The organism is Coprococcus sp. AF102-57 (assembly GCF_027686195.1).
Taxonomy (GTDB): domain Bacteria; phylum Bacillota; class Clostridia; order Lachnospirales; family Lachnospiraceae; genus Allocoprococcus; species Allocoprococcus comes.
The window spans coordinates 63,926-78,494 of sequence record NZ_JAQCSY010000004.1; the positions used below are offsets into that span (position 1 = coordinate 63,926).

Below are 14,569 nucleotides of genomic sequence, written 5' to 3' on the forward strand. Positions count from 1 at the left end.
AAAAAAGAGGGACAAACAAATGTCTGTCCCTCCGGAACACCTTTGTTCTTTAACAGAGTAAAGCATTCAGGCGCCTGTGTCAAGATTTTTTTTGCATATTTTTCAATTTTTATGAATTTCCACTACATTTTTGTTTCAAATACAGCTGATTTTCATTTTTTTTCTTGATACTTCTTCTCTTTTTTGCAAGTTTGTGTCGACAATCTTGCATTTTCGTCTCATTCGAAGCATTTTATTCCAGATTTCCCGTCTTATTTGAAATATTTCACACCGGATTCAAAGATCTTCATATCCTGCTCACCATAAATATTGATTGCCACGGAATCTGCACGACGTTCTGAATGTGCCATCTTACCAAGCACACGGCCATCCGGACTTGTGATACCTTCAATTGCGCGATAAGAGCCATTGACGTTCCATTCTTCGTCCATAGATACATTTCCGTCAAGGTCACAGTACTGTGTTGCAACCTGTCCGTTTGCAAAGAGCTTGTCAAGCCATTCTTCACTTGCAACAAAACGTCCCTCTCCGTGGGATGCCGGATTGGTATAAACTCCGCCAAGCTCTGCTCCCTGCAGCCATGGTGACTTGTTGGTAACAACTTTCGTGTAAACCATCTTGGAAATATGGCGTCCGATGGTATTGTAGGTCAGTGTCGGAGAATCCGGTGTCTGTCCCACAACTTCTCCGTAAGGAACCAGACCAAGTTTAACCAGTGTCTGGAATCCGTTACAAATACCAAGTACAAGACCATCTCTTTCGTTCAGAAGTTTTTCTACTGCTTCTTTGAGTTTTGCATTCTGGAATGCAGTTGCAAAGAATTTTGCTGAACCATCTGGTTCGTCACCAGCTGAGAATCCGCCCGGGAACATGATGATCTGGGATTTTGCAATTTCTTTTTCAAATGTATTCACAGAATCTACGATATCTGCTGCATCCATGTTACGGAATACTTTTGTGATGACCTTTGCACCTGCTCTTTCAAATGCTTTTGCACTGTCATACTCACAGTTTGTTCCCGGGAATACCGGGATAAATACAGTCGGCTGTGCAATCTTGTGTCCGCAGATTACAATGTCTTTTGTATCATACAGCGGAGATTCTACCTTTTCGTCAGAAGCTTCGTCAGATACCGTACGGAATACCTGTTCCAGAGTTCCTGTCCATGCATCTTCTGCTTCTTTCAGTGTGATTTCTGTATCTCCAAATGCGAATTTTGCATCATCTGTCACTTCACCGATCACAGTGTAAGAGATGGAGAGTTCTCCTACCTTGTCTGCCGGAACTTCTGCTACGATGTCACCGAATGCAGGTGCAAAAAGTTCTCTTGCATCCATGCTGTGTTCGATCTTCACACCCATTCCGTTACCGAATGCCATCTTGCTGACAGCTGCGATCACTCCATGGCGGTCAAGTGCGTAAGCCGATACAATCTTTCCGTTGTGGATATCATCAGCGAACTTACCGTACTGATCCATTACCTGTTCATATACCGGAAGCTCATATTCATCTTTTTCAATCTTCATCCATACAAGTTTATTACCTGCTTTTTTCAGTTCCGGAGTAATGATATCTCCTTCTTTGGCAATGTCAACCGCAAAGGATACCAGTGTCGGCGGTACATCGATATGTTCAAATGTTCCGGACATGCTGTCCTTTCCTCCGATTGACGGAAGTCCGTAAGCAATCTGTGCCTTATATGCACCAAGCAGTGCTGCAAATGGCTGACTCCATCTTTCCGGATCCTCTGTCATTCTGCGGAAATATTCCTGGAATGTAAAACGGATCTTGCTGTAATCTCCACCACAAGCCACGATCTTAGCCATAGACTCTGTGACAGCATAGACAGCTCCGTGATACGGACTCCAGCTTGACAGATACGGATCAAATCCATAACTCATCATCGTAACGGTATCGCATTTACCATGCATAACCGGAAGCTTTGCAACCATACTCTGCGTCTCTGTCATCTGGTATTTTCCACCGTGAGGCATGAAAACCGAGCCTGCTCCGATGGATCCGTCGAACATCTCAACCAGACCTTTCTGCGAGCATACATTCAGATCTTTCAGAGTATCCAGCCATTTTTCTTTTACATCGCCAACCTCAACCTGTTTCTTAAGGATGGTATCTTCTCTTGAAGGAATATCAACTTTAACCGTTGTCTCCTGGTGTGCACCGTTGGTGTTCAGGAAGGCACGGGAAATATTTACAATCTCTTTTCCTCTCCATGAAAGAACAAGTCTCGGATCTTCGGTAACAACTGCAACCTTTACCGCCTCCAGATTCTCTTCTTTTGCATAGCCAAGGAATTCATCTACATCCTTCGGATCTACCACAACAGCCATACGCTCCTGGGATTCAGAAATTGCAATCTCTGTTCCGTCAAGACCTGCATATTTTTTCGGTACTTTGTCCAGATTGATCTGAAGACCATCTGCAAGTTCTCCGATTGCAACAGATACTCCGCCTGCTCCGAAGTCATTACACTTCTTGATCAGCTTGCTGACTTCTTCTCTGCGGAACATTCTCTGGATTTTACGTTCGGTCGGCGCATTACCCTTCTGAACCTCAGCTCCACATGTCTCGATGGATTCTTCGGTATGAACTTTGGAAGAACCGGTTGCTCCACCACAGCCATCACGTCCGGTACGTCCGCCAAGAAGAATGATGATATCTCCCGGATCCGAATTTTCACGGATAACTGCACGTCTCGGAGCAGCACCCATAACCGCACCGATCTCCATTCTCTTTGCCACATAATCCGGATGATAGATCTCTTTTACCAGTCCGGTTGCAAGTCCGATCTGATTACCATATGAGCTGTATCCATGTGCTGCACTACGCACCAGTTTCTTCTGCGGCAGTTTTCCTTTCATCGTCTCTTTTACAGATACGGTCGGATCTGCTGCACCGGTTACACGCATTGCCTGGTATACATAAGTACGTCCTGACAGCGGGTCACGGATTGCTCCACCAAGGCAGGTAGCTGCACCACCAAATGGTTCGATCTCGGTCGGATGGTTGTGCGTCTCGTTCTTGAAGTTAACAAGCCACTCTTCTTCCACACCATCTACTTCAACCGGGACAACGATACTGCAGGCATTGATCTCATCGGATTCTTCCTGATCCTGAAGTTTGCCTTCTTTTTTCAGCTTCCGCATTGCCATCAGTGCAAGATCCATCAGGCATACAAATTTGTCTTCGCGTCCTTTAAAGATCTCACTGTGTGTCTGAAGGTATTCTTTATAAGTATCTTCCATCGGCTTTCTGTAATCGCCATCACCGAAGGATACTTCTGTAAGTTCTGTTGAGAATGTAGTATGACGGCAGTGGTCAGACCAGTAAGTATCCAGAACACGGATCTCTGTCATAGATGGATCTCTGTGTTCCTCCCCTTTGAAATAATTCTGGATGTGCTGGAAATCCTTGAATGTCATAGCAAGTCCAAGAGAACTGTATAACTCTTTCAGTTCCGCTTCCGGCATATCTTTGAATCCGTCAAAAATCTTTACATCTGCAGGTTCCTCGAATTTCGTAACCAGTGTCTCCGGTTTTTCAAGTCCTGTCTCTCTGGAATCCACCGGATTGATGCAGTGTGCCTTGATAGCTTCCATCTCTTCTTCGCTGATCTCACCTTCGATCACATAAGTGGTCGCTGTCTTGATAACCGGCAGCTCATCCTCTTTGATAAACTGTACGCACTGAACAGCAGAATCTGCTCTCTGGTCAAACTGTCCAGGAAGAAATTCTACAGAAAAAATGTGGTCACTTTCTTCGCGCGGGAAGTCCTCTCTGTAAAGCACATCTACCGGTGGTTCTGCAAACACACCGTTGCATGCTCTTTCAAATGTTGCATCAGAAAGATTTTCCACATCATAGCGGATCAGTACACGTACATTCTTCACCGTCTTAATTCCAAGATAACTCTTCACCTCATGGCGAAGTTCTTTAGCCTGTACTGCAAATTCTGGTTTTTTCTCCACATATACACGTTTTACGCCCATAATTTCCTCCATTAGCTTTGGTAGTAATATTGAAACCGCATGCCTTGATCCGGCATAACGGCAGTTTCCTCGATTTTTATTTTACCACATCATCTTTTATAAGTACAATAAATATAACTAAATCTTTTTATAAGTATATCTTATTTATTACAATTACCGTGAATCGCATCTCTTATTTATCTTTTTCTGGACAATACTGCAGACAAGAGATACGATTAAAAACACAACAAAAATACTTCCGATCCTCATCACCATATCATAGAAAAAGCCCTCCGGAAGCATCCGGATCATATAGTCTTCTGCCGGATCAAGGATCCATAAGTTATTGTTAAAGAAAATATGATGAAAGATCACGAAATATTTGTTAAAGTCTCTTGAGAACAGAAATCCTGCTACCGCGGTAAGTGCCAGAAATACCGCCAGCACCCGCTGATACATCTGCGGGATCAGCCTCTTCCAGTCTGCTTTCATAAGCACAAGTGCCGCCATTGAAAAAAGCAGTACGATGATCGCTCCCCTCCGGATTGCAAGTCCGCCAAGAAAAAGCCCCTGCACATCTGCCATATGAAGCCGGTCCTTCTCATTGAAAAAATCCTGTATATTTCCTTCCACTTCCGTCTCAATACTCAGTTTCTTCTCGTTGCCCCGCAAATAAGACATCATGAATTTTGTCACCTTCATGATATCCGGCATCTCCATATAAAGTTCATCCGCTACCTTATATTTTTCATATTCTTTTTCATAAAAATTCCAGTCTCCGTATGCACCGATCTCAAAACTGCTGATCAGCAGGATCACGATCAGTGAAATACTCGGCAAAATCGCCAGGATTTTATGCAGCCATTTCTTTTTTGCCATTTTTTTCTCCTTCTCTTTTTTGTCTATAGTTTAGCAACCCTGTCTTCATTTGTCAAAAATGGTTTTCTCTTGAAATTTCATTTTTTATCACTTATAATACTAATAGGTTTTATAAGGAGGACTAATAATGGATATCAACTATGAATTATATAAAGTATTTTATTATGTTGCAGACACGCTCAGCTTTTCTGAGGCTTCCAAGCAGCTCTTTATTTCACAGTCCGCTGTCAGCCAGTCCATTAAAGCACTGGAAAAGAAACTGGATCAGGTTCTTTTCATCCGAAGCACAAAAAAAGTTCAGCTCACCCCGGAAGGCGAGATCCTTCTGCGTCATATCGAACCGGCGATCAATCTGATCAAGCGCGGGGAATCCCAGATCATGGAAACAGCCTCTACCGGCGGTCAGATCCGCATCGGTGCCAGCGACACCATCTGCCGGTATTTTCTGGTTCCTTATCTGGAACGTTTCCACAAAGCTTTCCCTAACGCACATATAAAAGTGACCAATGCCACTTCGATCAAGTGTACGGAACTTCTGGAAAACGGTCAGGTAGATCTCATTGTCGCTAACTATCCGAACGTTTACCTTGGCAGTCTTGCCTCCTTCCGAAAGATCCGTGATTTTCACGATGTCTTTATCGCAAACCAGTCCTTTGCGGAACTGCAGGGGAAAAAGCTTTCCCTCAAAGAACTGCAGCGTTATCCGATCATCATGCTGGACAGAAAAAGTACAACCAGTGAATTTCTGCATTCTCTCTTCCAGCAGCATCAGTTGGATCTGGTTCCTGAAATCGAGCTGAGCAGCAACGATCTTCTGATCGATCTCGCACGGATCGGACTTGGTATCGCTTTTATTCCGGACTACTGTGTACCAAAGAATTCCGACCAGCTCTTTGTCGTCCAGACCGAAGAACAACTTCCAAAGCGTCAGCTGGTTGCCGCATGGAACGGACATGTTCCGGTTTCCCGCGCGACACAGGCATTTCTGGATTACTTTAATGCATAAAAAGTTTCTTAATTATCCGTCTGTTTTTCCCAGAACAGACGGATTTTTTCTTCCACAATGTCTAACCGGCATCTTTCACAGTCCGCCCATTCTTTCGGGAAAATCTCTTTCCCCTTCTCCCTCTGAAAACGCTCATCCAGAAGAAGTATCACTCCGCGGTCATCCTCTGTGCGGATCACCCTTCCTGCTGCCTGCAAAACCTTGTTCATCCCCGGATACCGGTAAGCATAGTCAAACCCGTAAAGTCCCTTCTGGTCAAAATAGCTTTTCAGGATTTCCCGCTCATTGCACACCTGCGGCAGCCCTGTTCCGATGATCAGTGTCCCGATCAGCTTCTCATTTGTCAGATCGATTCCTTCTGAGAAAATCCCGCCAAGAACTCCAAAACCGATCAGACTTTTCTCTCTTCCCATTTCAAATGCACGCAGGAAATTTTCCCGTTCTTCTTCATCCATGTGCTTCTGCTGAATAACCAGTTCCATCTCTTCTTCATCTGATGCAAGAAGCTGTGTAAATTCCTGATACACATCTTCCATAAACCGGTAAGACGGGAAAAAGATCAGATAATTCCCCATTTTTGCTTTCACTACCCGGAAAATGTATGTCGCATATCGTTGATACATTTCCCTGGAACGCATGGCGTAACGGGTACTCACATCCACACCATTCATAAGCAGTCTCTTCTTTGTATCAAACGAAGAATCAATGTAGACCGCATAGTTATCTTTTTCCGTACTCAGAAGTCTTTTGTAATACTGGATTGGCAGAAGTGTTGCCGAAAAGAATACAGCACTGTTCCCCTTATCCAGACATTTCTGCAGATTTGCCGCCGGGTTAACACAAAACAACTTCAGAACAAATCTTCCATTCTCCTGATACTCCGTATAGATGACATAGTTCTCATCCAACCCATCATATATATTCAGGAAAGATCTCACTTGAAAATAAAAATCCAATACGGTTTCCCGGACTTCTTTATCCACACATTCCTCGAGATACCGGTCTGTCTCAGATAGTACATTCATAAGCTGGATTCCAAAATGCGAAATATTGTCCAGCACCTTATAGTTTTCACACTCTTTTTTCATTGCCAGAAGAATCTTATTGCATGCCTCCAGTCTTTTTGCAAACCGCGGTGCTTCTCCCTTTACCAGTTTCTTCACCGCAAGAAAGTCCTCCTTGCATAACTCTGCACTGTACATCTGCCGTCCACGTTCTACCAGATTGTGTGCCTCATCGATCAAAAACAAATATCCTCCAGCGCCACCTTCTGCAAAGAAACGCTTGAGCCGGGCATCCGGATCAAACACATAATTATAATCGCAGATCACACCATCCACCCAGGTTGACACATCCAGTGCCATTTCAAATGGACAGACCTTATGTTTTCTTGCCTGCGCTTCCAACACTTCCCGGCTCATCACATCTTCCTGCATCAAAAGCTCATAGACCGCATCATTTACCCGATCAAAATGCCCTTTGGCATATGGGCAGTCATCCGGATTGCAGCTTGTCTCCTCACAGAAACAGATTTTTTCTTTCGCCGTTAAAGTGATCACTTTGAACTTCAGATTCTGTTCCCGCAAGGTTTCGAATGCCTGCTCCGCCACCGTCCGGGTGATTGTTTTTGCCGTCAGATAAAAAATCTTCTCGCCCAGTTCTTCTCCAACCGCTTTCACTGCCGGAAATACCGTTGAAATCGTCTTCCCCACTCCGGTTGGTGCCTGGATGAACAACTTTTTCTTCCGAAGAATCGTCCGGTAAACAGATACCGCAAGATCTCTCTGCCCTTTACGATATGGAAACGGAAATTCAATCCCTTTAACAGATGCATTTCTTGCCTTTCTCCATTCAATCTGGAACTTTGCCCATTTTTCATACTGTCGGATCACTTCATCGAACCAGACTTTCAGTTCATTACTCCGATAAGAATACTGAAACCTTTTCACCTCTTCCGTCTCCATCTGGCAATAGGTCATCTGTACCCCGATCTCATCCACCCCTTCCTGTTCTGCTACCATGCTGGCATAACATTTTGCCTGTGCCAGATGAATGCCTGCCGGCTCCTGCACCCGGTCAAGTTCCCGCAGAACACCCTTGATCTCATCTACCATGACCTGCTCTTTTGTATGAATCAGTCCGTCGGCACGTCCTTCTATTTTCAAAGTAAACCCATCACAGACGATCTCTGTCTTAAGAGGTACCTCCGCCTGATAATCCGATCCCATCTGTCTCTGGATCTTCCGGTGAATCCGGCTTCCCATCTGCATATTCTCCGGATCTTGTCCGCCTCCTGTTCGATTGTCAATATTCCCTTCTCTTAAAATAAACTCCACAAGGTTTCGCACCGAAATCCGGATCATCGGGAGATTCTCGTCCATGTTCTTTCTGCCTCCGCTTTTTGCTACCTGTTATCATACCATAAACACATGTTCCTTGCCAATTGTATCCGTCCTGTCATGATATGGCTTTTCACATTTTCCGTACCTCTATAGCTAAAAAGCCCCGGCGATCATCATCTCGCCGGAGCTTTCTTCTTAATTGAACTTGTCAATGATGTTTTTAAGATACTGGTTGTCTGCCTCATAGAACTTCTCCTGTTCTACAATTTCGGCAAGTTTCGGATCGATCGGCATCTTTCCGAGTACTTCTACCCCAAGTTTTTCTGCAATCTCGTCAATGTGGCTTTCCCCAAATACAGATATTTTCTTTCCACAGTCCGGACATTCCAGATAACTGTAGTTTTCCACCAGTCCGAGAACCGGTATGTTCATCTTCTTTGCCATATTGTAAGCTTTCTCTACGATCATCTGTACCAGATCCTGTGGCGAAGTCACGATCACAACGCCGTCTACCGGAAGTGACTGGAATACCGTAAGAGGAACATCCCCTGTTCCCGGCGGCATATCAACAAATAAGAAATCCAGATCTCCCCACATTACATCAGTCCAGAACTGGGTTACTACTCCTGCGATCACCGGTCCTCTCCAGATGACAGGATCTGATTCGTGTTCCAGAAGCAGATTGACCGACATGATCTTCGTGCCGTCTTTTGCAACGCACGGGAACATTCCCGCCTCGCTTCCGACTGCACTTCCATGCACTCCATACATCTTCGGGATAGATGGTCCTGTGATATCCGCATCCAGAATACCAACTGAATATCCCTGCTGTACCATCATACGTGCAAGAGATGCTGTCACCATTGATTTGCCGACTCCACCTTTACCGCTGACTACTCCAATTACTTTTTTTACCTGTGAATACGGATTTGCCGGTGCTTTCAGATCTTTCTTCGCACTGCTGCATGAACCCGCATGCGCACAGGAAGAACACGATTCCGGCGAACATCCGCTGTTCTGCTCTTCTGCCATAACGCCATCCTCCTAATTTTCAGGATTTATAAATCCTATTCTTCTACTGCTGCTATCACTTCAATTTCGCAAAGAAGGTTCTTTGGAAGTGTCTTAACAGCAACACAGCTTCTGGCTGGTTTTGATGTGAAATATTTCGCATAAACTTCGTTAAATGCGGCAAAATCTCCCATATCAGCAAGGAAACAGGTTGTCTTTAATACTTTGTCAAAAGAAGTTCCTGCTTCTTCAAGGATTGCTCCGATGTTCTTACATACCTGGTCAGCCTGTCCTTCGATGGTATCAGCTTCTACAGTATCTGTAGCCGGATTGATCGCAATCTGTCCTGCTGAATAAAGGATTCCCCCATGTACATATCCCTGGGAATACGGTCCAAGTGCTTTTGGTGCTTTTTCTGTTGATACTAATTTCATGTTGCAAATCTCCTTTTCAAATATATTCTTTCTATATCATATCACATCTGCCTCAAAATTCCAAATTTATTTTCGCATACAATGTTATGACAGCTCTGCTTTTTCTCTCGTCACATTCTGAATCCATTTATAGCTTCGGTAGCGCATGACTGTGATCGGTACTTTGATCACCTCATCACTCATCAGAAGGATATAAACAACCTGCACCGGCGCATGAAAGACAAAGGCAGCGATCATACCCAGCAGAATAGAGCATCCCCACATGGTAGACACATCCAGGATCAGACCAAACCTGGTATCTCCTCCTGCCCGGAATACACCCACCACAAGTGTCGTATTGATCGCCTGGCAGAGTGTAAAGTAAGACATAACAAAAAACATAAAATAAAGATACCCCTGCGCTTCCTGTGAGAGTGTCATCACATGATTTGCAATCGGAGCAGCTATCAGAATGATGCCGCCTCCTACCGCACCAGTAATAATACTCAGCCACAAAAATCTTTTTCCATACTCTTTTGCCAGATGAAACTCTTTTGCACCGATGGTCTTACCAAGATAAATGGCAGTCGCATTGGATACACCAAAGGCAACCACCGTTGCCAGCTGTCTTGCAACCTGCGCCACGGAATTTGCTGCCACCGCAGCACTTCCCAGATGACCGATCACTGCTGTATTCGCTGTAGAACCAAGTCCCCACATCATTTCATTCAAGATCACCGGACTCGCATAAATCAGAAAGTCTTTTAGAAGCACCTTGTCGATCTTACGCATATAGACCGGGTGAAATCTAACGTCATGGTTTTTTACTTTTGCATACCAGATTACAATGATAAGTTCTACGATCCTTGCTGTCAGAGTTCCGATTGCCGCACCCATAATTCCCATCTTCGGTAAACCAAATAAGCCAAAAATAAGAAGCGCATTTACCAGGACATTACAAACTAGTGACGCGCTGTAAACAACCGTTGCGATCACAACCTGCTCGATACTCCGCATAATGTAAAGATAGACCTGCGTTGCCGCCATCAGAACATAGGAAAGCGCCACGATCCGCAAATATTTCACACCTTCTGCGATCACGGCCGGGTCACTGGTATAGATATGAAGCAGCACTTCCGGAATGATTTCCGCAACAATGGTAAAAAGAGCTGCACAGCTGACACCGATGGTCATTCCCATTCCAAGGATTTTTTCAATCGTCTGTGTATCTTTCTTTCCCCAGTACTGTGCAGTCAAAACCGTTGCACCTGATGTTGTACCAAAAAGGATCAGTGTCATGACAAACTGTATCTGCCCTGCAAGGGATGCCCCTGAAAGAACTTTTTCGCTGACTCTTCCAAGCATCAGCACGTCTGCCGCCGTCACACCCACATTGATCAGATTCTGAAGTGCCATTGGGATTACAAGTGCGAACACTTGTCTGTAAAATTTTCTCTTATTTATTTCCATCTTATTTTCCTGCTGCTTTCCGAAAAATCTGGTATACATCTTCGGCAGTAAGTTCTTTGATTTTTGAAAGTTTTACGGTATCATTTAATGTCGCAGCCATAGAAAGTTCCCGCAGATCTTCCTCTGATACTTCTCCGATCTCCAGTTCCTTTAAATTTGTCGGCATATGAATCTCACGGAAATATTCTACAGTCCGGCGAATTCCCTCTTTTGCGGCTTTCGCCACATCTTCTTCCTCTACGCCCCATACTTTTTTTGCGTAATGCGCAAATCTTTCTTCATCGTTTTTATAGACATATTCTGCCCAGGATCCCCAGACAGCTGAAAGGGTTGCACCATGCGCCTTATCATATTTTGCACCAAGTGCATGTCCGAGCTTATGTACAGAAAAATCTTTTGCTCTTCCGAGACCTGTCAGACCATTATGGGAAAGGCTTCCTGCCCACATGATTTCACTCATGGCATCGTAGTCTGTCGGATTCTCCAGACCTTTCTTTCCATTTTCAATCACAATCCGCAGAACTCCCTCTGCAATTTCATCTGTTATCTGATTTCTCGTATTTGGAATAAAATATCGCTCTAGTGTATGCATCATGATATCCACGATTCCGCACGCAATCTGATATTTTGGAAGCGTATAGGTAAGAACCGGATTCATAATCGCAAACTTCGGGCGGTTCAGGCTAGTGCTGATTCCTCCCTTTTTCCTTGTTTCTTCGTTTGTCAGAACTGCGGAATCGCTTGTTTCACTTCCTGCTGCCGCAATCGTAAGTACGCATCCTACCGGTGTCGATCTGGTAAGTATGATTTCACCTCCCCAGATTTCCTCCAGAGACCAGTCCGGGTTTGCCACACCATGGGCGATTGCCTTTGCTGTATCAATAGAACTTCCACCGCCTACTGCAAGAAGAAAATCCGCACCGAACTCAATTGCTTTCTCAACGCCTTCCTGTGCATATGCCATCCGGGGATTTGGCTTTACTCCGCCAAATTCCTCATAAGCAAGTCCTTCTTTTTCCAGTGCTTCTTCTACCTGCGCAAGAAGTCCGCTTTTCTTTACACTTCCACCGCCATATACGATAAACACACGGCTTCCGCCCCATTTCTTAACTTCTTTCCCAACTTCTGCCTGTGTGTTTTTTCCAAACAGGATTTCTGTCGGTGTATACTGTATAAACTTTTGCATTTTATCTCTCTCCTTAAAAAAATCCGAACCGTTCAATAAAGATTGCGGTTCGGACTAAATCTTTCAGTCTTATCTTATAACCATACTTTTCCGGTATGTTCGCCATTGATTACATAGTATACTGCATAATCTTCCGGTTTTACATAAAGCTCAATACTCTTGATCTCGGAAATTTTATGTTTCTGTTTTGTCCAGTCTTTTTTTACTGAAGCAATCATATCTTTTGTGTTTACTTCTTTTTCACCATACTGAAGAACAACTTCTGTTTTGATTTCTTTCTTTGCCGCAGATTTTTTTGCTGTTGTTTTTGGTGCTGCTTTCTTTACTTCTTTTGTAACTTTCTCTGCAGTTTTCTTCACTTCTTTTGCAGCTTTTTCAGCTGTTTCTTCTACTGTTTTTTTCACTTCTCCTGCAGCTTTTTTTACCTCCTGCGCTTTCTTTTCAACAGTAGCCTTTACTTCTTTCGGCTGTGCTTCTTTTTTAGCAGTTTCTTTTACTTCTTCTACTTTTTCGCTGACTTTATCTTCTGCTGCTTTAACTGCTGTTTTTACTTCTTCTTTAGTTTCTGCCGCTGCCTTTACCTCTGCTGCCTTTGTTTCTTTTATCTGTTTTTTCAGTGCCATATTGGTTTGCCCTCCTTAACCGCTAAGCCTTACTATTTTAAATCCGCAAAACTGACAATACGCTGTGTTATCATTTGCTCTTTGACATTATAGCATACTAAATGAAAAAAGTCACATTTTTTCATTTAATTTTACTTGCCTCCGTGTTATACTATAAAAAGACGAGAAAAGGAGGTACGTGTTATGGGTATTTTAGTAGCACTGATCGGTGTAGCAATCATCGCCGCTGTCGTTGTTGCTTCTTTCACTGCCGTTCTCGGAGGTGTCATCGGAGGAGAACTGGAAGACGAAGAAGAATAAAAAAAGGTGGCTGTGAAAAATTCAATCGAGTTTTTCACAGCCACCTTTTTATTATTCTTCAAATGTTTCTTTTAACTTATCCATGAACCCTTTTTTCTTAGCTTTACCCTTCGATTCAGAAGCCGGCTCTTCCTGGTTCAGTGTATTTCCTGTCAACTGATCAAAATGTCTAAGCACTTCTTTGGCTTCCGGACTTAATTTTTCCGGGGTCTGAATAACCAGCGTCACATAATGATCACCTCTGACCTGAGGATTTCTCAAAGAAGGTACCCCTTTTCCTTTCAGGCGTACTTTTGTATCAGTCTTAGTTCCCGGTTTTACGGTATAGATCACATCACCATCAACCGTCTTGATTCGCACATCACCACCAAGTGCTGCCTGCGCAAACGAAATTGGTGCAGTTGAGAAAATATGAACATCCTGTCTCTGGAAGATTGGATGTCTGGAAACCGTAACTTCTACCAGAAGGTCTCCCCTCGGTCCGCCATTCACACCCGGTTCACCTTTCTCACGGATTCTTACGCTCTGACCATTGTCAATACCTGCCGGGATTGTGACTTTGATCTTCTTGCGGCTTGAAGTATAGCCTGTTCCACCACAGTCCGGACATTTCTCACGAATGATCTTACCCGTTCCATGACAGTCCGGACAGGTCTGCACATTCTGCACCGTTCCGAAGAACGACTGTGATGTATAAACAACCTGACCTTTTCCACCACATTTTGAACAGGTCTCCGGACTTGTTCCCGGTTTTGCTCCTGTTCCGTTACACTTTGTACATGGATCTTTCAGAACGATATCCAGTTCCTTCTCGCATCCAAAAATTGCTTCCTCAAATGTAATCCGGACACCTTTACGGATATTGGCGCCTTTCATCGGACCATTGTTCGCACGTCCGCCTCTTCTGCCACCGCCAAACAGATCACCGAAGATATCACCAAAAATATCACCAAAGTCTGCCCCGTTAAAATCAAAACCGCCATATCCACCGGCTCCGCCTGCACCGCCTTCAAACGCTGCATGACCAAACTGATCGTACTGACGCCGTTTGTCTGCATCACTCAGAACAGCATAGGCTTCAGAAGCCTCCTTGAACTTCTTTTCGGCTTCTGCATCTCCTGGATTCATATCCGGGTGATATTTTTTCGCCAAAGCTCTGTATGCTTTTTTCAGAGTCGCATCATCCGCATCTCGTGATACGCCCAGGATCTCATAATAATCCCTTTTTGCCTCTGCCATAATCCTACCTCACTTAGATATTTCTCAAAGTATTTTAATACAGAATGTACCCTGGCACATTCTCATGCCCGCGCCGGCTCTCTGCAACATCTTCTTTGCACATGCAGTTCACCT

The 14,569-nt window shown here is 44.1% G+C and carries 10 protein-coding genes; 1 reads left to right on the plus strand and 9 read right to left on the minus strand.

From position 1 onward, the window contains the following. Positions 1 to 251: 251 nt before the first annotated feature. Entirely contained in the window at positions 252 to 4,010 is a 3,759-nt protein-coding gene (locus PGZ10_RS03885) for a phosphoribosylformylglycinamidine synthase (protein ID WP_117823988.1), read from the minus strand. Between the two features lie 150 nt (positions 4,011 to 4,160). After that, on the minus strand, positions 4,161 to 4,865 hold the full coding sequence (locus PGZ10_RS03890) for a TIGR01906 family membrane protein (RefSeq protein WP_270540729.1): 705 nt from the start codon (positions 4,863 to 4,865) through the stop codon (positions 4,161 to 4,163). 127 nt (positions 4,866 to 4,992) lie between these two features. Between PGZ10_RS03890 and PGZ10_RS03895 the strand changes: the two genes are divergently transcribed. Beyond that, the gene (locus PGZ10_RS03895; protein WP_008374739.1) at positions 4,993 to 5,871 is read left to right on the plus strand and encodes a LysR family transcriptional regulator; all 879 of its coding nucleotides are present in this window, start codon (positions 4,993 to 4,995) and stop codon (positions 5,869 to 5,871) included. Between the two features lie 8 nt (positions 5,872 to 5,879). Here PGZ10_RS03895 and PGZ10_RS03900 read toward each other — a convergent pair whose 3' ends face one another. The 7 genes from PGZ10_RS03900 to dnaJ form a co-directional block, all read right to left on the minus strand. Then, a complete protein-coding gene (locus PGZ10_RS03900) occupies positions 5,880 to 8,252 on the minus strand; it encodes an ATP-dependent DNA helicase (protein ID WP_270246080.1) in 2,373 nt (790 codons plus the stop codon). Between the two features lie 156 nt (positions 8,253 to 8,408). Next, a complete protein-coding gene (locus PGZ10_RS03905) occupies positions 8,409 to 9,245 on the minus strand; it encodes an Mrp/NBP35 family ATP-binding protein (protein ID WP_117823958.1) in 837 nt (278 codons plus the stop codon). Between the two features lie 35 nt (positions 9,246 to 9,280). Then, entirely contained in the window at positions 9,281 to 9,658 is a 378-nt protein-coding gene (locus PGZ10_RS03910) for a RidA family protein (protein WP_117556305.1), read from the minus strand. An 84-nt stretch (positions 9,659 to 9,742) separates the two neighbouring features. Continuing rightward, complete coding sequence (locus PGZ10_RS03915) at positions 9,743 to 11,107, minus strand: MATE family efflux transporter (protein ID WP_243006437.1); 1,365 nt, start codon at positions 11,105 to 11,107, stop codon at positions 9,743 to 9,745. Between the two features lies 1 nt (position 11,108). Next, positions 11,109 to 12,293: an iron-containing alcohol dehydrogenase gene (locus PGZ10_RS03920; protein WP_270540732.1), complete on the minus strand. Its 1,185-nt coding sequence runs from the start codon at positions 12,291 to 12,293 to the stop codon at positions 11,109 to 11,111. Between the two features lie 74 nt (positions 12,294 to 12,367). After that, positions 12,368 to 12,916, minus strand: a complete 549-nt coding sequence (locus PGZ10_RS03925) for a DUF6465 family protein (RefSeq protein WP_070097332.1) — start codon at positions 12,914 to 12,916, stop codon at positions 12,368 to 12,370. Positions 12,917 to 13,267: 351 nt separating this feature from the next. Then, the gene (dnaJ, locus tag PGZ10_RS03930; protein WP_008374725.1) at positions 13,268 to 14,455 is read right to left on the minus strand and encodes a molecular chaperone DnaJ; all 1,188 of its coding nucleotides are present in this window, start codon (positions 14,453 to 14,455) and stop codon (positions 13,268 to 13,270) included. Between the last annotated feature and the right edge of the window lie 114 nt (positions 14,456 to 14,569).

Coding starts and splice junctions, on each gene's coding strand:
- PGZ10_RS03890 (WP_270540729.1), bottom strand. CDS start 4,865: ATGGCAAAAAAGAAATGGCTGCATAAAATCCTGGCGATTTTGCCGAGT.
- PGZ10_RS03895 (WP_008374739.1), top strand. CDS start 4,993: ATGGATATCAACTATGAATTATATAAAGTATTTTATTATGTTGCAGAC.
- PGZ10_RS03900 (WP_270246080.1), bottom strand. CDS start 8,252: ATGGACGAGAATCTCCCGATGATCCGGATTTCGGTGCGAAACCTTGTG.
- PGZ10_RS03905 (WP_117823958.1), bottom strand. CDS start 9,245: ATGGCAGAAGAGCAGAACAGCGGATGTTCGCCGGAATCGTGTTCTTCC.
- PGZ10_RS03910 (WP_117556305.1), bottom strand. CDS start 9,658: ATGAAATTAGTATCAACAGAAAAAGCACCAAAAGCACTTGGACCGTAT.
- PGZ10_RS03915 (WP_243006437.1), bottom strand. CDS start 11,107: ATGGAAATAAATAAGAGAAAATTTTACAGACAAGTGTTCGCACTTGTA.
- PGZ10_RS03920 (WP_270540732.1), bottom strand. CDS start 12,293: ATGCAAAAGTTTATACAGTATACACCGACAGAAATCCTGTTTGGAAAA.
- PGZ10_RS03925 (WP_070097332.1), bottom strand. CDS start 12,916: ATGGCACTGAAAAAACAGATAAAAGAAACAAAGGCAGCAGAGGTAAAG.
- dnaJ (WP_008374725.1), bottom strand. CDS start 14,455: ATGGCAGAGGCAAAAAGGGATTATTATGAGATCCTGGGCGTATCACGA.